This window comes from Streptomyces naganishii JCM 4654 (assembly GCF_014650575.1).
Classification (GTDB): domain Bacteria; phylum Actinomycetota; class Actinomycetes; order Streptomycetales; family Streptomycetaceae; genus Streptomyces; species Streptomyces naganishii.
Genome location: NZ_BMVF01000025.1, coordinates 22,721 through 43,393, shown reverse-complemented (window position 1 = coordinate 43,393; position 20,673 = coordinate 22,721). Strand labels below are relative to the sequence as shown.

The following is a 20,673-nucleotide window of genomic DNA, read 5'->3' as shown; positions in this document are numbered from 1 at the left end:
CTGCTTCGCCAAGCCGGCGTGCAGACGTTGGACGTTCCGCCTGCGCGGGCCCGGCCAGGCGAGCGCTCCCGTGGTGGTGTTCGGAGTGAGCCGGGAGCGGGAGGGTGGCCGCTCTACTCGGCGGGCGCGGGCCAGTGGCCGGCCCTTGCCGTGGAGGGTGGCAACAGCCGCAGCTGCAGCATGGCGGCGAAGCGCTGATCCGGGCTGTTCAGGTCGATTGCGCCGACCTCGGCCAGGCGGCGCAAACGGTAGCGGAACGTGTTCGGGTGGACATGTGCCATCGCTGAAGCGGCGGCCACGTCGCCGAACGCGTCGAGCCAGCAACGCAGGGTGTGAAGCATCTGGGACTGGTGTTGTGCGTCGTAGGCAAGCAGCCGGGAGACCGCGCCCGTCGTCCGATCGCTGCGGGCCGCGGAGAGGTCGGCGAGTTCGAGGAGGAGCGCTTCGATGTGCACGTCCTCGATGGTGGCGACGCGGCGGCCGTGGCCGGCTGTGAGCAGGACGCGCAGGGCTCGGTCTGCCCCCTGGCGTGCGTTTCGGATCCCGGAGACGTCCTGGGCCGGCGAGCCGATGCCGATCGCTGCCCCCGTGTGGCGTCCTGTGCGCTCCAGGAAGGCTGAGGTGATGCGCAGCGAGCGTTCCGCGTAGTCTTCCTGGCCGCCTGGCATGGGGACGATCGCGTAGGCGATGTCTCCCACGAGCGCGACTGCGGAACGCGGCTGCACCGCGTTCAGGTGCATTGACAGCGCGTCAGCAAGCCTTTGCCGGTCCGCCATGCGGATGGCATCTTCTTCCGGCGCGGTCTCGGAAGCGCCGCCCAGTCCCATGGCCAGCACGATCACAGGTCGGCCGAGCAGGCCAAGGCGTGCCAGTGCTTCGGGCGCGGCGGTGCCACCTTCCAGCACCGTGCTCACCAGGTCGGCCCTGAGTCGGCGCTCGACATCGGCGCCCGCCAGCAGCCGGAGCATATGAAGGGCCACCACTGCGGCGGCGTCCGTCAGTGCCTGCGTGCGGGCTTCGCCGAGCGGGCCCGCGACGGCCACCCAGATGGAGCCGAGGATCTCGTCCCCGGCCCGGACGGCGACTGCCACCCGCGGCATGTCCATCTCGAAGTCCTGTGTGTCAGGGGCGATGTAGATGGGCGCCGGGTCACGGTAGAGCCGGTCGAACACACCGTTGCGTTCAAGGCCGCGGGTGAAGTGCTCGGGCACTTGGCGGCCCAGGATCGTCTTGATCCGGCCCTGATCGGCCTCGTCCTGCCGGCCGGAGAAGGCGAGCACCCGTGAGGCGCGGTCCTCGATGGTCAGTGGAGCGTCCAGCAGTGCGGCCACCGCGTTGGCCACGGCGAACAGGTCTCCTGCCGGTATTCCGTCGAGGGTCTGGGGTGAGGCGTCGCCGACGTCACCCTCGGTCAGGAGCGTGCGGAGCATGGCAGCGAGATGGGCCCAGGAGGCCCCTGCGGCCAGACCGAGCAGGGCCACGCCCGTGTCATCGGCGGCCTTGAGGACCTCGGGGGTCGTCTCGATCGGCTGCCGGACGACCAGTGCGGTCGCGCCCCGGCGGCCGTATGCGTGCAGCAGCCGGGCGATGTCGGCCGGCTCCTGCACGGACACGCCCAGAACCACGGCCCTCGCGGGGAGCTCCGAGGTGTCCAGCGGGTCGTGGATCACGACGCCGTCGAGGTGCTGTGGCCGGTTGCGTGTTCCTGCGACCGGTTCCAGCAGGACGTCCCCGAGGGCGTCGAGCACCCGCGCCAGACTTGTGTGGGGCTTGCCAGGCATCGGCGCCAACTCCATCTGAAGGTCACACTCGAACCGGCCAGTTGGTTCTGGACGACGAAACCTAGCATCTGCTTCGTCCGGACTTACGAACGTAGCCAGGCCTTGGCGGTGGTCACCTCCGCCAGCGCCTCGGGGATCGGAGCGACGCCGAGGCCGGGCCCGGACGGCACGGGCAGGTGCCCGGCGTCGAGGACGAAGGGTTCGGTGATGTCGGTGCGGTAGAAGCGGTCCGAGGCCGAGGTGTCGCCGGGCAGTGTGAACCCGGGCAGCGAGGCAAGCGCGAGGTTGCCGGCCCTGCCCAGTCCGGTTTCGAGCATGCCGCCACACCACACCGGCACCCCGTGCGCGGCGCAGACGTCATGCACACGGCGGGCTTCCAGGTATCCGCCGACCCGGCCGGGTTTGATGTTCACGATCCGGCAGGCACCGAGCGCGATCGCGTCGGCGGCCGAACGGGCCGAGACGATCGACTCGTCGAGGCAGATCGGCGTGGTGATGTTCCGGGCCAGTTCGGCGTGGCCGCGGACATCCTCCTCCTCCAGCGGCTGCTCGATCAGCAGCAGGCCGAACGGGTCGAGCCGCTTCAGCTGAGGCACGTCGGAGAGGGTGTACGCGGTGTTGGCGTCGACCTGCAGCAGGATGTCGTCACCGAAGCGCTCGCGGACCGCGCGCACCGGCTCGACGTCCCAGCCGGGCTCGATCTTCAGCTTGATGCGCACATATCCCGCGTCGAGGTAGGTGCCGACCACGTCGAGCAGCCGCGGGATCGAATCCATGATGCCGACCGAGACCCCGCACGGCACGGAGTCCTTCGTGGAACCCAGTGCGGTGGCGAACGATGTCCCACACGCGCGCAGTTCGGCGTCGAGCACGGCCATCTCGAGTGCGGCCTTGGCCATGCGGTGCCCCTTGACCGGGGCCAGCAGCGGAGCGACCTTGTGCGCGGTCACCTCCTGGGCCCGCAGCAGTGCGGGCACCAGATAGTCGCGCAAGATGTGCTCGGCGCCGTCGAGGTACTCGGACGAATAATGCGGGTCGGCCAGGGCCACGCATTCCCCCCAGCCCTCGCCGGTCGGTGTCACCGCCCTCACCAGCAAAAGCTCACGGGCCTCCTGTGTCCCGAACGACGTCCGAAACGGTGCCACCAGTGGCATGCGGACCCTGAGGAGTTCCATACCGCTCAGCTTCACGACCAGCGCTTCCTTTCCGTTACGTACCAGCCGGCCCGGTCGAAGCCGGTCACTGCGGCCCCGTCCGTCATCAAGCCGTGCAGGACATCCCGCAGTGCGCTGCGCCACGACTGGCCCATCGCCGGGTCACGCCGACGTAGCGCCTCGATGTCGGGCGGCACCGCCACAAGGGTCACGGGCCCATCGCCCGGCCCGGTCACCGGCCGGCCGTCCTCACCGGCCGCCAAGGCGATCCCGGCGCCCTGCGCACGTAGGGCGCTCGCGTCCGTGTGCGCCGGTTCGCCGCGGGCCCCGGCGCGGGCGGGCGGGCCGGCGAGGTCCCAGGCGACCAGGAGCCGGTCGGTCTCGCTCATGCCGTTGATACCGTCGTGCATGGGCCCGTAGAAGTCAGGCCAGTACTGGACGGGGCGAGCCCCCAGCTTGGTGATGTTGAAGTGCGCGTTGCGGCACACCAGCGGGTCGAACGTCCAGGAGATCGTGCCGACCTGCCGGCGCAGGGCCCAGGCGCGTTGGTGCAGCTTGAGGGCGAAGCCCAGCCCCCGTCCGAGCCCACCCGGGGCGACCCCGGCGATGTGGCTGTGCAGGCTGCCACGGCTGGGCTCGCCGAAGAACCCGAAGCAGGCGCCCAGGAGTTGATCGCCGTCGAACGCGCCGGCCACGTAGTTGCCTGCTGTGGCCATCGCTCTGAGCAGTTCGGTCGGCACCGGCCGGCTGCCCCGATCCGACCCCCAGATCAATTGGAACAACTCGGAGACGGCGGACAACTCGGAGACCCCGGCCAACTCGCGGACCGTCACGTCCGAGGCGGAGGCCGCGATGCCCGCGGCCAGGTCGGCCTCGGTCTGTATCGCCGCGAGCGTCTTCCCCTGCCCGTCGGTCACGGGTCTCGTCATCGCGGCGCCCTTGCCGAGGGCTCTGACCGGTTCAGCGCCGGCCCGTGCGAGAGACGTTCGGCTCGTTCGGCGTGCTCGGCACCCGCCCGACGGGCCAGGACGGCTTTGGTGAGAGCGGTCAGCAGTGCCGTGCGCCCCGGCAGCTCCGCCACGATGACATGCTCGTCGTCGGCATGTGCTCCGCCGCCCACCGCGCCAAGGCCATCGAGCGTCGGAACACCCAGGCCTGCCGTGAAGTTGCCGTCCGACCCGCCACCGACCGCTGCAGCGGTGAGCGGTCCGATGCCGAGATCTCCTGCGAACGAGTCAGCGAGTGCGAAGAGCTCCGTGGACGCGGCCGCGTCCAGGGGCGGCCGATTGATCCCGCCCGTGATGCGCACACAGGCGCCGGGCAGGACCGGGCGCAGGGCACGGATGGCCTGATCAACGCGTTCTTGTTCCGCCCGGTCCCAGGCCCGCACGTCGACCGCCACCTCGGCGGCAGCAGGAACGGTGTTGGACGTGGTGCCGGCCGACAGGGCCGTCGGTACGACAGATGTTCCGCGCGCGGCGTCGGCGAGCCCTACGGTGGTCAGGACCTGGTGCGCGATCTCCACGCCTGCGTTGACGCCCTTGTCCGGTTCCAGCCCGGCGTGCGCGGCACGTCCCTCCACCTCGATGCGGTAGAGGGACACGCCCTTGCGGCGGCACTTGAGCCCGCCGCCCTCGGCCGAGGCTTCGAGGACGAACACCGCGTCGCATCCGCGGGCCTCCTCCTCGATCAGCGCCCTGGACCACGGCGAGCCGATCTCCTCGTCCCCGGTGAACAACAGCGCCAGGCCGTCACGTTGCCGGAGGGTCGCGGCAGCGTGGAGGGCCATCACGATCCCCGCCTTCATGTCGAAGCAGCCAGGGCCGCGCAGCACCCCGCCGCGCACGGAGTACGGATGGGTGCGCAGGGACCCCAGGGGCCATACCGTGTCGTGGTGCCCGAGCAGCAGTACACGGGAGGGGCCGTCACCGAACCGCCACCGCAGGTGGGTGCATCCTTGCGTCGTGAGGTACTCGGGTTCTGCACCCAGCAGGCGCCGGCCAATGGTGGCCACCGCGACGGCGCTTTGTGCGAGTGCCTCATGATCGTTGGACGGCGACTCGCAGCGCACCAAGGTTTCGATGTCGGCGAGCAGAGCGCCGATGTCCGGCACGGTCATCGCGGCTCGCCTCGCAGCGGCCGTCCGGGCAGCGCATCGGCTCGCAGGGCACCGTCCGACACGACGGGCACCCCGGCGACGTACAGGTGCCGGACCCCGCGCGAGGGCCGGGTGGGATCAGCGTAGGTGGCGGTGTCGGTGACCGCCCCGGGGTCCAGTACTACGAGGTCGGCGTCGGCCCCGACCCCCAGGTGCCCCTTCGCCCGCGCGGCCGGTGCCACGTCGTCGAGGATCCGCGCCGGCAGGAAGGAGCAGCGCCGGAAGGCCTCCAGCCACGTCCAGGCACCGCTTTCGCGCACCATCATGCGCAGGGCCTTGGCGAAGGTTCCCGCGGTGCGTGGGTGCGTCGTCCCGCCCGGCGGCAGCGGCCACTGGGTGCTGTCGTGACGGCCGTCCGGCCAGAACACCGGCATCGCGTCGCTGGCGACGACGGCATCGGGGAACGCGAGTGCCTGCCGCATGAGCGCCAGGTCGCGAGGCTCGCGTTCGTCGAGGAACTCAAGGATGCAGGATGCGCCCGGGTCCTGCCGGCGCAGTTGGTGCAGGCGGCCCTCGTCGGCAATCCGCTCGCCCGATTCGACCATGATGACGCTCGTCGGGCCCAGCCCCTTCAGGCGCAGCCGCTCCGGCGCCAGGAACGCCGCACCGATAGCCGTGCTGCCCGCTCCATACGGATAGGCCTCCACCGTCACGCGCGACCCGGCCCGCCGCGACTCCTCAAGGGTGCCGAGGACACGGTCGACATGCCGGCCGGAGGTGCTGTTGACGTGACAGTGGTGCATCGCGGCGCCGGTCTCGGCCGCGGCGATCGCGATCTCCGTGGACCCGTCGACGGGCGTGGCCGGATCCGTCTCGACCAGCTCGCGGACATGGGTGAAGGTGGGGACGCCCGCCCGTGCCGCGAGGCGCGCGACGGCCAGGAACTCGGCGGGCTCGGTCAGCGGCGCGTAGCCCATCAGGACACCGATCCCGAGCGCGCCGGAGGCCAGTTCGTCTTCCAGGAGGGACAGCCAGTCGGCCAGCTCGCGCGGGGACGAGGACCGCTGCCAACGCGGGTTGCCCAGCACCGCCAGACCCGATTCGAAGCTGGCGTCGGGCTCGATCCCTGCGAGGACCTGGGCCCGCGCGCCGCTCCAGGAAGCGGAGAAGCCGTAGTGGAGCGGGCGTCCCGCCGCGGCCGCGTCGGCGTAGGCACGCGCGATGGGCATCAGCCCGGCTTCCAGGTCGAGTGCGGTGGTCACCCCGTCCATCGCCTGCAGCCGATGCCCGGCGATCGAGTGAGCGTGGCTGTGCAGGTCGATGAAGCCCGGTCCGATGATCAGCCCGGTGGCATCAATGACCGTCGTGCCCGGCGGTGCTTCGACCTCGGATCCCACGGCAGCGATCTTCCCGTCGGTCACCAGTACGTCGGCCGCCCCGTCGAAATTCCTGGCGGGATCGATGGCCCGGCCGCCCCGCAACAGTGTTTGCATGGTCGTCTCCTCACGAACACCTGCTGGCCCCTGACCCTAGGAGCCGACCGGGCCGTGCTTGTTGGTGCCGGCCGACGAACCAGCGACCTGAAATCCGTCCGTGCGCACGAAATGCCTGCGCCGCGGTCGACGGGGGCACGGGCCCGCCGGTGCGCGTGGCGACGGCACGGGGGCAGGCAGAGGTGAAGTTCCACTCCGTACGGCGTGCAGGTCGCCTGCGAGTAGCCCGGGCCGCGGGGACGGCGGCCGCCGAGGACGGTGTCCGGTCGGACCGCCACGCGGCTGCGGGTCGGACACGCGCTGACGGTGGCGGGAGGCGCGCACCAACTGGTCAGCGCGCCGCCCGGCCTGGTGAAGATGTCCCTCTCATTGAGAAGGATTGAGGGTGGCCTGCCGGTTCCGGCACTTGGGCGCGGCGGTCAAATACCCGCCGTGCCACGGCTGGTTGACGTGTGCCGAGCCGGCGCAGTGGGGAGGGCATCCCACGATCGTGGACGCTCATGGGTCTGCTGCTCACTCACGGATGCGGTTCACGCCAGTCGACGTCACGGGACGGTAGCGGCAGAAGAGACTCGATCTTTGCGCGAACCCCGCGCATGACGGCGACGATGCGTTGTTCGTGTTCGTCGGTGAGGCGGGAGGTCGGCACCGAGCAACTGATGGCGTCGGTGGCAGGGGGACCGTAGCGCAGGGCGAAGCCGAAGCCGGTGATGCCGGTGACGGTTTCCTCGTGGTCGATGGAGTAACCACGTTCCCGCACCTCGGCCAGGTCGGCCAGCAGTGACGACCGGGTGGTGAGCGTGTTCGGAGTGTAGGTCGGCAACGGGTCCTCAGGAAGCGGGAGTTCGTCGTCCGGGCGCTCGGCGAGCAGGGCCTTGCCCAGGGCGCCGACGTGTGCGGGGACCCGGCGGCCGACCCTGCTGATCGTTCGCAGGTACTCGTGGGATTCCCTGGTCGCCAGGTAGACGACGTCCGCGCCGTCCAGCCGTGCCAGGTGGATGGTCTCACCCAGGGCGTCCGACGCCTCGTCGAGATAGGGGCGGATGAGGCGGACGCGCTTGTCGCTGTCCAGGTAGGTGGTTCCGGTCAGCAGTGCCCGGATGCCGATGCCGTACAGGGCTCCGGTGGTGTCGGTGCGGACCCACCCGTGCTCGACGAGGGTCTGGAGCAGCGCATACATACTGCTGCGGGGCACGCCGAGTTCCTCGGAGAGCTCACGCAGTCGCGCCGGGCGGTCACCCCTGGCGGCCAGCACTTCCAGCAGTGCCACGGTTCGGACTGCCGACTTCACTTCGGGTACGCCCCCACTCCGCGCCATGTCGCGATCCTAAGCCCGTCGGTCAGAGTCCTTGACCCCAACTGTTCATGTATCTAGCCTCCGTCTTCATGCATAGACGCTGTCTTCAATTGAAGACGCCACCTAGCGGGGTGGGCACATGAGGAAGATCGCGGACGTCGTGCGGCGTCTCGATGAGTGGATGAAGCGGGGTGGCTCGTCCTTCCCTCTGACGAGCATTCAGCGCAACGGCGACCTGGATCCGGGCGCCCACCGTGCCTACCCGGAGCAGCGGCTCGCGGCCGGTCCGGACGCGGTCCTCCTCGCCTGCGGGGCCGGGGAGTTCACATTCTTGGACGAGGAGGAGTACCGCGCGGGCATCACCGTCGCGACCGACGTGGCGCACGGACGCCGCCCGGTCGTGGCAGGCATCGGCTACGGCTGGGCCCGGGCACTGCGGTTTGCGCGGATCGCGGAGGACGCGGGCGCGGAGGCCACGCTCGTCCTCCCGCATTGTTCGATCCAGGCACCCCAGGGCGGCCGCGTGGAACAGCTGCGCAGGATCGGTGGCGGCACCCGGTTGCCGCTGATCGCCCGTCAGCGCGACCAGGTTGCGCCCAACGGCTTCCTCCTCTTCAACGGCGCCGCCACGGCCGAGCTCCAGGCCCGTGCGTACGCCGGTATCGGCGTACGCACCTACGCGTCGGCCGTCCACGCATTCGCCCCGGAAATCGCACAGGCCTTCTTCGAGGCCCCTGACAAGAACGACCCGGACCAGACGAACAAGTTGTTGCGCGGCTTCCACGTCCCGCTCGTCGAACTACGCGACAGCGAGGCCCGGTTACGCCGTCCCGCTCGTCAAGGCTGCGGCCCGACTGCGCGGACTGCCCGTGGGCCCCGTACGTGCCCCGCCCACCGAGCCCGGCACGGACGACCTCGCCGCCCTCCGTGACCTCGTGGACCACGGACTGGACCTGGTCGGCGCCAAGCGCTGGCCCCGGACGAAACCTCCCAACAGCCGGAAGACAGCCGGAAGACAGCCGACAGCACAGTTCAAAGGAGAACTGCACATGCCACTTGTCGTCGTCGGGATCAGCGTGCTGGTCCTGCTCTTCCTCATGACGAAACTCAGACTCAACGGCTTCGCCTCCCTCCTCCTCGTGGCCGTCGGCGTCGCCCTGGTGCGGGGTATCCCGGTCGCGGACATCCCGGACGTCCTCTCGAAGGGCATCGGCGGCCAGATCGGCGACACGATGCTCACCATCGGGCTCGGCGCGATGGTCGGCCGCGTCATGGGGGACTCCGGCGCCGCCCAGCGAATAGCCGCCAAGCTGCTCGCCGTCTGCGGTCCGCGCTGGGTGCAGGTCGCCATGGTGCTGACGGCCACGCTCATCGGCGTCACGATGTTCTACGAGGTCGCCTTCGTCATCATCGTGCCCATCGCCTTCACGCTCGTGCGGGTCACGCGCTCCAAACTGCTCTGGGTCGGGCTGCCGATGTCGATCGCGCTGTCCACCATGCACAGCTTCCTGCCCCCGCACCCGGGCCCGACCGCGGTGGCCGCGACCTTCCACGCCTCGGTCGGACTGACCTTGTTCTACGGCCTGTTCATCGCCGTCCCGGCCGGCGCGTTCATCGCCCTGGTGTGGCCGAGGCTGCCTTTCGTCCGGGCGATGAACCCCTCCGTGCCTACGGGCCTGGTGAGCGACCGCACCTTCGAGGAGGAGGAGATGCCGAGCGCCGCCTGGTCGCTGTCGGTCGCCCTCCTGCCCGTGGTGCTGATCGCGGGCGCGGCGGTGACGGACATGGTCACCTCGGCGGACACCCCGGTGATGCACTTCATCAACTTCGTCGGCTCGGCTCCGATCGCGCTGCTGCTGACGCTGCTCGTCGCGATCTGGGCCTTCGGACCGCGCATCGGCCGGAGCCTGGAGGAGGTCAGTGCCTCGTGCCGGGGAGCGGCGCAGGCGATGGCGATGATCCTGCTGGTGATCGGGGCCGGCGGCGCCTTCAAACAGGTCCTCGTGAACGGCGGGATCTCGGACTACATCAAGCAGGCGACCTCGGGCTGGTCCGTCTCGCCGATCATCCTGGCCTGGCTCATCGCCGTGATCCTCAGGGTGGCGCTCGGCTCAGCGACGGTCGCAGTCGTCACTGCGTCCGGTGTCGCGCTGCCGCTGGTCGCGGGCAGCGGGATCCACGCCGAAGTCATGGTGCTCGCCGTCTCCTGCGGCTCGATCGCCTTCTCGCACGTCAACGACCCGGGCTTCTGGATGTTCAAGGAGTACTTCAACCTGTCGGTCATCGACGCGATCAAGGTCCGTACCACCTACACGACCGTCCTCGCGATCCTCGGACTGGGCGGCGTCCTGGCCATGGAACGTGTCCTCGACGTCCTCAACCTGTGAGTTGGTGCCCTCGCCGGTGAGCGGGCGCCGTGGCACTTCAATGAGCGGTGCCCCCGCCCGCGCGGCAGTCTCCCCCACGCCCAACCCCAGGTCACCGAAGGATGCACCTCCTGGCATCTCCCCCAGTTGAAGCAGAGGGATTCAACACTCACAGGTTGATCCCTCTGTTTCACCGACAACAGCCGACCCGAATGCCAGGCTGGCTTCTTCGGCGGATTGGCGGATTAGTCGATGACGATGGGCCTGGCGGGAACCTCGATCCTAGAATCGGGCCATGGGAAGGACCGACCGCGCCAGCCGGGTGATCGCGGCACCGCCGGCGACCGTCTACAGCGCCCTCCTCGACCGGGAGTCCCTCGAGGTCTGGCTGCCACCGGACGGCATGCGCGGGCGGGTCGAGCAGTGGGACCCCCGGCCTGGTGGCGGGTTCCGGATGGTCCTCACCTACCTCGACCCCGCCGACAGCCCCGGCAAGACGTCAGATGCGACGGACGTCGTCGACGTCGGGTTCGCCGCCCTGGTGCCACCGGAACGCGTGGTGCAGCGGGCGGTGTTCGAGGCTGAGGACCCGTCGTACGCGGGCACCATGACGATGACCTGGCACCTCACTGCCACCGGTGAGGGGACCGAGGTGACGGTCACCGCGACGGACGTGCCACCCGGCATCGAACAAGCGGTCCACGAGGCCGGGATCGCCTCCTCGCTGGCCAACCTGGCGTCGTACCTCGAGGCAGCCGACTGACTCAGTTCGGCTGTGCCCCAGGCCCGGCGACGTCGTCGAGGAAGCGGTCAAGCACTCACCCTCGTCACCGCGCGCATCCCGCGGCGTTGGCAGTCGCGCGCCAGGTCGGCCCAGTGGTCGGCCGATTCTTGGTTCAGGCTGCCTCAGCCTCCGCCTGAATCCGTGCGTGCAGAAAGCAGGAACAGGACCGCAGCGGCGGCGCCGAAGCCGAAGCCGACGTTCATGCAGACCATGACCGTCTCGAATGAGGCGTCGGCGATCCGGGGGATGCCGTTGACGAGCGTGAGAGCGTAGATGCACAGAATGCCGTAGGCGCGAAGCCGCATCCCAGCCTGTCGCTTGCGCAACCACGGCGGTGTCCACCCGCTCAGTATCGCCACCGGCACCGGCAGCATGAGCGCCGTGGACACAGCCAGCGCTATCCAGTGGTACAGCGGATTGCCGTTCACCCCGCCCCTTTCGTAGACGATCATCAGCCTACGGAGGGTTGGCGACGCGAGTCCATGGTGGCGAAGTCGACGGGATTGCGGATGTCCACCACGACCTGTCCGGACAGCGTGGCACGGGCGGATCCGGCGACCTCCGGCGTTGCGTCGTAGGGCAGGGCCGGCACGGTCATGTCGGCCGCCTGCGCCGCGGTGGCGGAGTCGGTTTCGCCGTCCGGGAAGCGCTGTTTGAGCTCGGCGGCTGCCGCTCGGCCGCGTTGGGCCTCGGGGTGGACGAGGCACACGCCGTGGCCGCCGGTGAGTGCGCGGGCGGCGATGGCTCGGCCCATGTTGCCGGGACCCACGATGTTGATCCTCAAGTTGCCGCCTTCCGATCGGGCTGGGTGAGCGGCAGTGCCCCGGGCTGCCCGTCCGAGCGGAGGGCGGAGGGTCGGGTCGAGGCCCTCGCGGCTCTTCCGGCCGCCGCCTGGCGCAGCTGCGTGCCCATCCCCCGCGGCGGCGCTTGTATGCGCCGAAGGCCCGCGCGTCACCCTTGCGCCCGGCAGCGTGTCGCGACGCACCCGCAGTGCTGCCCTGGCCGGCCGGTGCTTCGGCCAGGTGAGCGAACGCGTACAAGCGACGGCCGTCGATGGGCGAACCGCAAGGGATTATTCCGGTACAAATGTATCCCTTCTGTCATCAGGGACGTGACACGTCCATGCCCGAGACGAGTGGGGGGTCGCCAAGGAACCAAGAGGGGTTGGCGTGACGTTCGGACTGGCCAACAGAAAGCTGTATCCGAAGGTTGCGCGGCGCCACGGCGAGGGCGACAAGTCACATCTGACCACCCTCGAGGGGCTCGCCGCGCTGTCGTTGGACGCGCTGAGCTCGGTCGCGTACGGTCCCGAGGCCATCATGGTCACGCTGGTGGCCGCCGGGGCGGGAGCGATCACCGCTGCGCTGCCGATCACCTTGGTCATCGTCGGGCTGCTGGGCGTCCTGGTCGTCTCGTACTGCCAGGTGATCGCGGTGCATCCGGACGGCGGCGGATCGTACGCCGTGGCGAAGAAGGATCTGGGAACCAAGGTCAGTCTGCTTGCCGCGGCCGGCCTGGTGGTCGACTACGTTCTGACCGTCGCGGTCAGCCTTGCCGCCGGCGCCGCAAGCCTCGCGTCGGCCTTCCCGGTCCTCGCACACCATTCTCTGGCTGTGTGTCTTGGCGGGCTGGCTCTGCTCACCGCCGTGAACCTATGGGGTATCGCGGACAGCGCGCGCCTGCTGATGCTGCCCATGGCGCTCTTCGTCGTGAGCGTGCTCGGCATCGTCGTCGTGGGCCTGTCGCGTTCCGCACCCGCCGCGACCGTCGGTACGCCTGAGTCCTTCCACGTCACCGAGGCACTGGGACTGCTCCTGCTGCTCAAGGCGTTCTCCGCGGGATGCTCCGCGCTGACCGGGATCGAGGCCATCGCCAACGCCGTCCCGATGTTCCGCAAGCCGCGCATCAGGCGGGCACAGCACACCGAACTCCTGCTGGGCGTGCTCCTTGCGGCGCTGCTGATCGGACTGACGCTGGTCATCCACCGTCACCACGTGGTCCCCCGCCAAGGCGTGACGGTCCTGGCCCAGTTGACCGCGGGCGCCTACGGCACCGGCTGGGCCTACTACGCCACCAGCCTCGTCGTCACCCTCGCGCTCGGCCTGGCCGCCAACACGAGCTTCGGCGGGCTGCCCGTGCTGATGAGCCTGCTCGCCCGGGACAACCGCCTGCCCCATCTGTTCGCACTGCGTGCCGAGCGGCCCGTCCACCGCTACGGTGTCCTCGCTCTCGCCCTGCTGTCGTGTGCGCTGCTGATCGCCGTCAACGCCGACACGCAACGGCTGATCCCTCTCTTCGCGGTCGGGGTCTTCGTCGGCTTCACCATCAGCCAGACCGGCCTCGTACGGCACTGGGCCACCCTGCGCCCGGCCGGCTGGGTGCCCCGGGCGCTGGTCAACGGAGTCGGAGCGGTGCTCACCGCCGTGGCGGCCGTGGTGCTGCTCACCACCAAGTTCCTCGCGGGAGCCTGGTTCGTGGCGCTCACCGTGCCCCTGCTCATGCTCCTGTTCTCCAGGACCCAGCGCTACTACACGCTCGCCGGCACCGAACTCGGACTGGGGCGGATGCCCGCGGCGCCGGCCCGGTCCTCCAGCCTGGTCATCGTCCCCCTGGGCGAGGTCGACGCCGTCGCCGAGCGCGCCGTCACCGCCGCCCTCTCGCTGGGTGACGAAGTCGTGGCGGTGGCGGTCTTCTCCGACCAGGCGGAAGCCGCCGCAATGCGCGCCGACTGGGCACGGTGGAATCCCGGCGTACGGCTGGACGTCGTCGAGAGCCCCCTGCACTCCCTGGTGCATCCGGTCCTCGGCTATGTGGAGCAGGCCGGCCGCGACGGCAGGCAGGTGGCCGTACTCATCCCTCAGGTGGAGCCCGGCCATCGCCGCTTCCGCATCCTGCAGAACCAACGCGGCATCCTGCTGGCCGGCGTGTTGAGCGCGCGCACCGACGTGGTCGTGTGCCTCCTCCCTTATCGCCTGAATCTCTGACCGTCGGGCGATACCTGCTCCTGGCGGCCCGCCCTCCGGCACGGGTTCACCCGATCGCGGTGCCTCACGGGGCGGCCCCGGATCGCAGCGACACATAGTAGGGGTGCCCGCGGGACAGCTCGTCGCCTGCCCAGCCGGACGCGGAAGACGACGAGTCCTTCCGGTCCGACGAGCGGGAGCGATGCTCACCTGAGGCGAAGGAACGCACATGGTCCAGGGCTTTTCCAGAGAGCCGGGCACCGAGGGACCCCTGGCCGGGGTCCCGGCGCAGGGACGCCGTCGGGTCTGGCGGTGGGCGGCGATCATCGCGCTCGGCGGTTTCCTGTTCGGCTACGACACCGGCGTGATCTCCGGCGCGCTGCTCTACATCAAGCACGACTTCAGGCTCAACGCGTTCGAGCAGGGCAGCGTGGTGAGCATCCTGCTGATCGGGGCGATGGCGGGCGCTGTTGCCGCGGGCCGCATGGCCGAGCATCTGGGGCGCAGGAAAGCACTGGCGGCGGAGGGAACGGTCTTCCTCGTCGGCACCGCGATCCTGACGACCGCTCCGGGCTACTGGACGTTGATCGTCGGGCGGCTGGTGCTCGGCCTGGCCGTGGGAGCGTCCTCCGCGACGGTTCCCGTCTACCTGTCGGAGGTCTCTCCCAAGGAGATCCGCGGGCGCGTCCTCACGCTCAACCAGCTGATGATCACGAGCGGGATCCTGATCTCGTACTTCATCAACCTTGCTTTCTCGAGCAACGGGCAGTGGCGAGGCATGTTCGCGGTCGGCGCCATCCCCGCGCTCGTCATGGTGCTGGGGGCGCTGTTCCTGCTGCCGGAATCACCGCAGTGGCTGATCCTGCACGACCGCGCGGACACGGCGCGGACCGTGATCGCATCCGTCAGCGACGAGACCAGAGCCGACGTACTCATCGAACAGACGCAGCGCAGACACGGGGAGACGCAAAGTGACGGGACGTCACAGAGCCAGGGGTGGCATGTCCTCCAGTCACCCCAGGTCCGCCCGGCGCTCGTCGTCGGGCTGACGCTGGCCGCGGTGCAGCAGTTCGGCGGGATCAACACCATCATCTACTACGCGCCGACGACGATCGAGAACACGGGCCTGACCGCGGCGAACTCGATCCTCTACTCGGTGGCGATCGGCGTGATCAACCTGCTGATGACCATCGCCGCGATCCGGCTGATCGACCGTGCGGGGCGACGCAAGCTGCTGCTCGGCTCGCTGGCCGGCATGCTGGTGATGCTCGTCCTGCTGGGGCTGTCCTTCGTCCTCGGCATGAACGCGCTGCTGTCGCTGCTGTTCATGGTGGTGTACATCGCTGCCTTCGCCGTGGGGCTGGGCCCGGTGTTCTGGGTGCTGATCGGTGAGCTCTTCCCGCCCTCCGCGCGTGCCGCCGGCTCCAGCGTGTCCACCACCGTGAACTGGGCCTCCAACTTCGTGGTCAGCCTGGTGTTCCTCCCGGTGGTGAACGCGATCGGCCAGGGCGAGACCTTCTGGGTCTTCGCCGCGGTGTGCGCCTTCGGGCTGTGGTTCGTGGCCCGCTACGTCCCCGAGACCCGCGACCGTGACTTCGCCCAGGTCGACGCCGCACTGCAGGCCCGGTTCAACAGGCAGCCACAGGACATGAGTCCGGGGTGATGCGGCGTCTGCCTCGCGGGCTCGTGGCACGGTGGCGACGCACGCTGCTGCACGCCGCCTCCGGCCCGGACCGCCCCCGAGCAGTCGGACGACTTGCAAGTCCGCGCCCCGCCCTCGACCGCCCTGACCTGCCATCGCCGAAGTGCCCCCCCCTCCAGGGCGGTGATCAGGACCGCAGGTCCACGACGACCTTGACGTCGTCGCCGCCCTTGTGCAGGCCATCGGAGAACCGGCTCATCGGCACCCTGCGGGTGATGACCCGCTCGAGCCAGCTCCGATCGGCTTTCGCCAGGGCGTCGGCGGCCTGCTGATAGTGACGACGGTTCGCGTTGACCGAACCGAACACCACCGTGTTCTCCAGCACCAGTTCCTTGTTCACCTCGTCCAGGCCGACCTCGGCCCTACGCCGGCCGGAGGAGATACCGGTCAGGCAGATGACGGCATCGGGCGCCACGGTCTTCGTCAGAGCGAAGACCAGCGGTCCGGCACCGGTGCATTCGATGACCACGTCGGGTACCACGTCGACGTCCCGCACGTCACCGGTGTGGAAAGTGGCGCCCAGATCGGTGACCAGCTGGGCCTTCGGACCGCGGTCGCTGATGTCCAGGACATGGGTCTGCAGGCCCCGCTGCACCGCCAGCAGGGCGGCGAACAGGCCGATCGGCCCGGCCCCTGTCACCAGTGCCACCTGGGGGCGCCACGAGGCCCGGCTGAAGATGCGTTCCGTCTGCTCCCATGCCTTGGCCAGCACCGAGGCGGGTTCCAGCAGTACCCCGCAGTCGCCGAGCTGCGGATCGAGCCGGACTGCGTACTCCGGTTCGATCCGCCATCGCTGGGATCCGAACCCGTCCCGTTCCTTGATCCCTCGCTCGGTGTACCGGCCATTGCGGCAGAAGTCCCATTCCCCGTGCGCGCACGGCGGGCACGGCACCGGGTCGGGGCGCCGCACGATGCCCACGATCAGGTCGCCCGGTGCGAAGCCGCTTCCCGCGGGTGCCTCCCTCACCTCACCGAGTGACTCGTGCCCGATCACCAGGCGATCTCGGCCGGGTGGCGGTGAACCGTAGCCGCCCTCCACGATGTCGACGTCGGTCCCGCAGATGCCGAGCAGCCGCCCTTCCACGAGCAGTGCCCCCTGCACCGGGTCGGGTTCGCTGACGTCGCTGACCGCCACTTGGCCGGGTTCGCCCGGAACAACGGTGATCGCCTTCATGCCGAGGCCTCCTCACGTCCTGGATCGATGCCCCACCGTGCCTGGTGCGTCTGTCCGGGCTCCAGGGTGATCAGCCCGTCCCTGGAGTTGAACGCGTCCGGTGCGCAGGTCATCGGCTCCACGCCCAGACCGGTGCGCCGCCTGTCCGCTTCGGGGAGTGTGTCGCCGGTGAAGATCTCCACAAAGGGATAGGCGTCACCGACCCACAGGGTGACGGCCGGTCCCTCGCCGTGAACGAGCCGCACCCGTGCCCTGCCATCGGCATCGCGCCGCAGCTGCGTATACGCCACGTCGATGTGCCGGTCACCGAGCGTCTGCGGCTCCCGCAGGTCGTAGGGGGTGCCGTCGACCGGGAGCCGCCCTGTGGGAATGCCGGCGTCGTCCACTGGCAGGTACACGGCGCCCGGCACCTGACAGACCGCGGTGTCGATCTTCGGCGTCGCGACGCGCAGATAGGGGTGCGCCCCGGTGGCGTAGGGGCAAGCCGTCCCGCTCCGGTTGGTCACCGTCGTGCACACCATGAGCCCGCCCGTGTCCAGGGTGTACTGAAGACGGCAGTCCAGGACCCAGTCCCATCCCGGGCAGGCGTGGAGGACGTACCCGAACGCCGCGGAGTGGGCGCTGCCCTCCAGGTACCTCCACGGCGCCCACCGGGTCAGGCCATGGATGGCACCCAGCTTCTCCGGCTCAGTGAGGTCGAGCTGGAACTCCTTGCCCGCCCAGGTGTACTTGCCCCCGCGGACACGGTTGGGCCAAGGAATCATGGAATGGCCGCGAGCGCCCGTGCACATCTCCTCGGGCCCGTATCCGTCGAGGATCCGGCGTTCTCCCACGAGGTACGACCGCAGGCCCGCGCCGACCTCCGCGATCACGACACGCTGTGCGCCATGACGAATCTCGTACTGGTTGCCGGACGGAGCTGCCACGCTCGCTCTCCATATCGTCTGGGTATCGTCTGGCTCACCGTTTTCGGCGATGCGCTGCCGGCATCCCTGCCAGTGCCGGCCTTCGCCGACTCGGTTCATCGTGCGCCGAGCCCTCCCTGCTCCCTATCCTCCGCCGCATCCGCACAGCCCGCTTGCCGGGACATTGGCCCCAGCTGCTGACCGTGCGCGGCTCCTCCCATCGGATCCGCTCGAAGCGCCCAGCACACCTCGCCGTGGTTCCCCGCAGTGTGGTTCCCTGCAGTAAGGAAGCATCTGTCCGTCCGCAGCTCAGGGTCCCGCGGACACCACTGACCACCTCGCGTCCAGAGGAACGGATATGACAGGCCCCCTCGCTGTCCTCTTCGACATCGACGAAACCCTGGTCCACACCGGAGGTGCGGGAGCACGCAGTTGGGCGTGGGCGTTTGATCAGCTGCACGGCGTCCCCGCGGACATCGGAAAACACACGTCGGCGGGGGAAACCGACCCGCAGGTGGGACGGGAAACGTTCCGGGCGGTGCTGGGTCGTGATCCCAGTCATGAAGAGATGATGCGGCTCTACAGCACCTACCTGTGGCACCTGTCCGAGGAAATCTGGTCCTCCGAGACCTATCGCGTCCTCGACGGCGCCGAGGCCACCTTGCGCCGGCTCGGACGAGCGGGTGCCATCCTGGGCGTGGTCTCCGGCGCCATGGAAGGCGCGGCGAGGCTCAAAATGGAACCGGGCAAGCTGGGCCGCTACTTCGTCTTCGGCGCCTACGGATCGGACTCCCCCGACCGGGAAGAGGTGACGCGCCTGGCCGTCGCGAAGGCCGCACGACTTCATGGCCGCGCCCTCGCCAGAACCGAGGTGTATGTCGTCGGAGACACCCCACGTGACATCGAGGCCGCGCACGCGGCGGACGCCACCGCCGTCGGAGTCGCCAGCGGGCACTACACCGCGCAGCACCTTCGTGCCGCGAAAGCCGACTATGTGCTGGAGTCACTGGAGGAGTCGTTCCCCGGTCTGTGACCCGGGAAATGCGCAACGCGGAGGTCACCTTCGGCGAGGACTTCGTTCCATGAGCGCGCTCTGCGGGGCGGGCGCGTGCGTGGGAAAATATGGGAGACGGCCCAAGACCGCGCGTCCTAGGGAGTTCGACATGGGCTCGTCCGAGGCGTCCGGAATGCAGCTCGGCATCTTCACAGTCGGTGACGTCACCACCGACCCCACTACCGGGAGCACACCCACCGAGGCGGAACGTATCCAGGCGACCGTAGCCATCGCCCGCAAGGCCGAGGAAGCGGGCTTGGACGTCTTCGCCACCGGCGAGCACCACAATCCACCCTTCGTACCGTCCTCGCCGACGACGCTGCTCGGCTACATCGCCGGGCAGACCGAACGGATCATTCTGTCGACCTCGACCACGCTGATCACGACCAACGACCCGGTCAAGATCGCTGAGGACTTCAGTGTGCTGCAGCACCTGTCCGGCGGTCGTACCGACGTCATGCTGGGACGGGGAAACACCGGCCCCGTGTATCCATGGTTCGGGCAGGACATCCGCAACGCCGTACCGCTCACGGTCGAGCACTACGGCCTGCTGCGCCGCCTGTGGCGCGAGGAGGTGGTGGACTGGGAGGGCAAGCTACGTACTTCCTTGCAGGGGTTCACGCTTGCGCCGAGGCCGCTGGACAACGTTCCGCCCTTCGTGTGGCACGCCTCCATCCGCACGCCCGAAGTGGCGGAGCTGGCGGCCTATTTCGGAGACGGCTTCTTCGCCAACCACATCTTCTGGCCGACCTCGCACACCCAGGCGATGGTGGAGCTGTATCGCCGGCGGTTCGAGCACTACGGCCACGGCAGTCCCGAACGGGCCATCGTAGGCCTGGGCGGACAGGTTTTCATGCGCCCCAACAGCCAGGACGCGGTCAACGAGTTCCGGCCCTACTTCGACAATGCCCCGGTCTACGGACACGGTCCCTCGTTGGAGGACTTCACGGCGCTGACGCCCCTGACGGTCGGATCACCGGCCCAGGTCGTCGAGAGGACACTGGGATTCCGTGACTACGTCGGCGACTACCAGCGCCAGCTCTTCCTGATGGACCACGCGGGTCTCCCGCTCAAGACGGTGCTCGAACAGCTTGATCTCCTTGGTGAAGAGGTGGTGCCGGTACTCCGCAAGGAGTTCGCCGTCGGCAGGCCGGCCGATGTCCCGGCAGCTCCCACTCACGAGTCCCTGCTGCGTGCCCGCACGGCCGGCGAAGGAACGCAGTCCGACAGCGCAGACAATCCGGAAGCGCGATGAAACTGACGATCATCACGGGCGGCTTGCGTGAGCCGTCCTCGACGCGACTCCTCGCAGACCGGCTGGTGACAGCCGTGGCCGGCGAACTCGAACACCGCGGCGACCAGGCCGACGCATCGTTCGTGGAACTCCGTCCCCTGGCCCACCCCATCATGGACGCCATGCTTACGGGGTTCACCACCGATGCACTGCAATCCGCATTCCAAGCGGTCGTACGCGCCGACGGGATCATCGCGGTCACGCCCGCCTTCAACGCCTCCTTCAGCGGACTGTTCAAGTCCTTCTTCGACGTGTTGCCGGAAGGGGCCCTCTCCGACATGCCGGTCCTCATCGGCGCGACCGGCGGAACCGAAAGACACTCCCTGGTCCTCGAGCACGCGCTGCGCCCCATGTTCTCCTACCTGCACGCGATCGTCTCCCCGCGAGCCGTCTATGCCGCCACCAGCGACTTCGGCTCCCAGGCGGGCTCCGCCCTGGGAGAACGCATCGCCACCGCCGCAGCCGACTTCGCCCGTCTGCTGAGCGCCTGCAGCCCGCGGGCACGGCGCGACCTGGTCGACGAAGACCTCGCTTCCATGCAGCAACTGCTGGGCGGCGCAACCGGCGGAACCTGAGCAAGGGGCGGGACTGACTTTCGCGTTGCCGCT

General features: G+C 69.3%; 17 protein-coding genes and 1 pseudogene. 8 read left to right on the top strand and 10 right to left on the bottom strand.

Annotated features, from left to right (window positions below; all coding sequences use genetic code 11):
• Positions 1-113 precede the first annotated feature (113 nt).
• From IE217_RS31060 to IE217_RS31035, 6 genes are all read right to left on the bottom strand, one after another.
• Positions 114-1,781: a PucR family transcriptional regulator gene (locus tag IE217_RS31060; RefSeq protein WP_190181290.1), complete on the bottom strand. Its 1,668-nt coding sequence runs from the start codon at positions 1,779-1,781 to the stop codon at positions 114-116.
• 83 nt (positions 1,782-1,864) lie between these two features.
• On the bottom strand, positions 1,865-2,971 hold the full coding sequence (gene menC / locus IE217_RS31055) for an o-succinylbenzoate synthase (RefSeq protein WP_190181328.1): 1,107 nt from the start codon (positions 2,969-2,971) through the stop codon (positions 1,865-1,867).
• Positions 2,968-3,864 (bottom strand): GNAT family N-acetyltransferase, encoded by an 897-nt coding sequence (locus tag IE217_RS31050; protein WP_190181289.1) that lies wholly within the window; start codon positions 3,862-3,864, stop codon positions 2,968-2,970. The genes menC and IE217_RS31050 overlap by 4 nt, the downstream gene beginning before the upstream one ends.
• Positions 3,861-5,054, bottom strand: coding sequence for a M20 family metallopeptidase (locus IE217_RS31045; protein WP_229865715.1), 1,194 nt, complete (start codon positions 5,052-5,054; stop codon positions 3,861-3,863). The genes IE217_RS31050 and IE217_RS31045 overlap by 4 nt, the downstream gene beginning before the upstream one ends.
• Positions 5,051-6,514 carry an amidohydrolase family protein gene (locus IE217_RS31040; protein WP_229865714.1) on the bottom strand — a complete coding sequence of 488 codons (1,464 nt, stop codon included), beginning with the start codon at positions 6,512-6,514 and terminating at the stop codon, positions 5,051-5,053. Before IE217_RS31040 ends, IE217_RS31045 begins: the two co-directional genes overlap by 4 nt.
• A gap of 529 nt (positions 6,515-7,043) precedes the next feature.
• Positions 7,044-7,844 carry an IclR family transcriptional regulator gene (locus IE217_RS31035; protein WP_190181287.1) on the bottom strand — a complete coding sequence of 267 codons (801 nt, stop codon included), beginning with the start codon at positions 7,842-7,844 and terminating at the stop codon, positions 7,044-7,046.
• Positions 7,845-7,962: 118 nt separating this feature from the next.
• Here IE217_RS31035 and IE217_RS31030 point away from each other — a divergent pair.
• The 3 genes and pseudogenes from IE217_RS31030 to IE217_RS31020 form a co-directional block, all read left to right on the top strand.
• Positions 7,963-8,788: pseudogene (locus IE217_RS31030) on the top strand (dihydrodipicolinate synthase family protein); the annotation flags it as partial.
• A gap of 84 nt (positions 8,789-8,872) precedes the next feature.
• On the top strand, positions 8,873-10,210 hold the full coding sequence (locus IE217_RS31025) for a gluconate:H+ symporter (protein ID WP_190181326.1): 1,338 nt from the start codon (positions 8,873-8,875) through the stop codon (positions 10,208-10,210).
• Positions 10,211-10,484: 274 nt separating this feature from the next.
• Complete coding sequence (locus IE217_RS31020) at positions 10,485-10,952, top strand: SRPBCC family protein (protein ID WP_190181286.1); 468 nt, start codon at positions 10,485-10,487, stop codon at positions 10,950-10,952.
• Positions 10,953-11,095: 143 nt separating this feature from the next.
• Here the strand turns inward: IE217_RS31020 and IE217_RS31015 are convergent, their stop codons facing one another.
• Both IE217_RS31015 and IE217_RS31010 read right to left on the bottom strand, forming a co-directional pair.
• A complete protein-coding gene (locus tag IE217_RS31015) occupies positions 11,096-11,425 on the bottom strand; it encodes a hypothetical protein (protein WP_190181285.1) in 330 nt (109 codons plus the stop codon).
• Complete coding sequence (locus IE217_RS31010) at positions 11,425-11,757, bottom strand: NAD(P)-binding domain-containing protein (protein WP_190181284.1); 333 nt, start codon at positions 11,755-11,757, stop codon at positions 11,425-11,427. Before IE217_RS31010 ends, IE217_RS31015 begins: the two co-directional genes overlap by 1 nt.
• A 385-nt stretch (positions 11,758-12,142) precedes the next feature.
• Between IE217_RS31010 and IE217_RS31005 the strand changes: the two genes are divergently transcribed.
• Both IE217_RS31005 and IE217_RS31000 read left to right on the top strand, forming a co-directional pair.
• Entirely contained in the window at positions 12,143-13,957 is a 1,815-nt protein-coding gene (locus IE217_RS31005; protein ID WP_190181283.1) for an APC family permease, read from the top strand.
• Positions 13,958-14,165: 208 nt separating this feature from the next.
• Complete coding sequence (locus tag IE217_RS31000) at positions 14,166-15,599, top strand: sugar porter family MFS transporter (RefSeq protein ID WP_190181282.1); 1,434 nt, start codon at positions 14,166-14,168, stop codon at positions 15,597-15,599.
• A 166-nt stretch (positions 15,600-15,765) separates the two neighbouring features.
• Here IE217_RS31000 and IE217_RS30995 read toward each other — a convergent pair whose 3' ends face one another.
• Together IE217_RS30995 and IE217_RS30990 are read right to left on the bottom strand one after the other, a co-directional pair.
• Positions 15,766-16,812 carry a glucose 1-dehydrogenase gene (locus IE217_RS30995; protein ID WP_190181281.1) on the bottom strand — a complete coding sequence of 349 codons (1,047 nt, stop codon included), beginning with the start codon at positions 16,810-16,812 and terminating at the stop codon, positions 15,766-15,768.
• On the bottom strand, positions 16,809-17,738 hold the full coding sequence (locus IE217_RS30990; protein ID WP_190181280.1) for an aldose 1-epimerase family protein: 930 nt from the start codon (positions 17,736-17,738) through the stop codon (positions 16,809-16,811). The genes IE217_RS30995 and IE217_RS30990 overlap by 4 nt, the downstream gene beginning before the upstream one ends.
• Positions 17,739-18,075: 337 nt before the next feature.
• Here IE217_RS30990 and IE217_RS30985 point away from each other — a divergent pair, with 337 nt between their 5' ends.
• From IE217_RS30985 to IE217_RS30975, 3 genes are all read left to right on the top strand, one after another.
• Positions 18,076-18,750 (top strand): HAD family hydrolase, encoded by a 675-nt coding sequence (locus IE217_RS30985; protein ID WP_190181279.1) that lies wholly within the window; start codon positions 18,076-18,078, stop codon positions 18,748-18,750.
• Positions 18,751-18,904: 154 nt separating this feature from the next.
• Positions 18,905-20,026, top strand: coding sequence for an LLM class flavin-dependent oxidoreductase (locus IE217_RS30980; protein ID WP_190181325.1), 1,122 nt, complete (start codon positions 18,905-18,907; stop codon positions 20,024-20,026).
• Positions 20,023-20,640 (top strand): CE1759 family FMN reductase, encoded by a 618-nt coding sequence (locus IE217_RS30975; RefSeq protein WP_190181278.1) that lies wholly within the window; start codon positions 20,023-20,025, stop codon positions 20,638-20,640. The genes IE217_RS30980 and IE217_RS30975 overlap by 4 nt, the downstream gene beginning before the upstream one ends.
• Positions 20,641-20,673 lie beyond the last annotated feature (33 nt).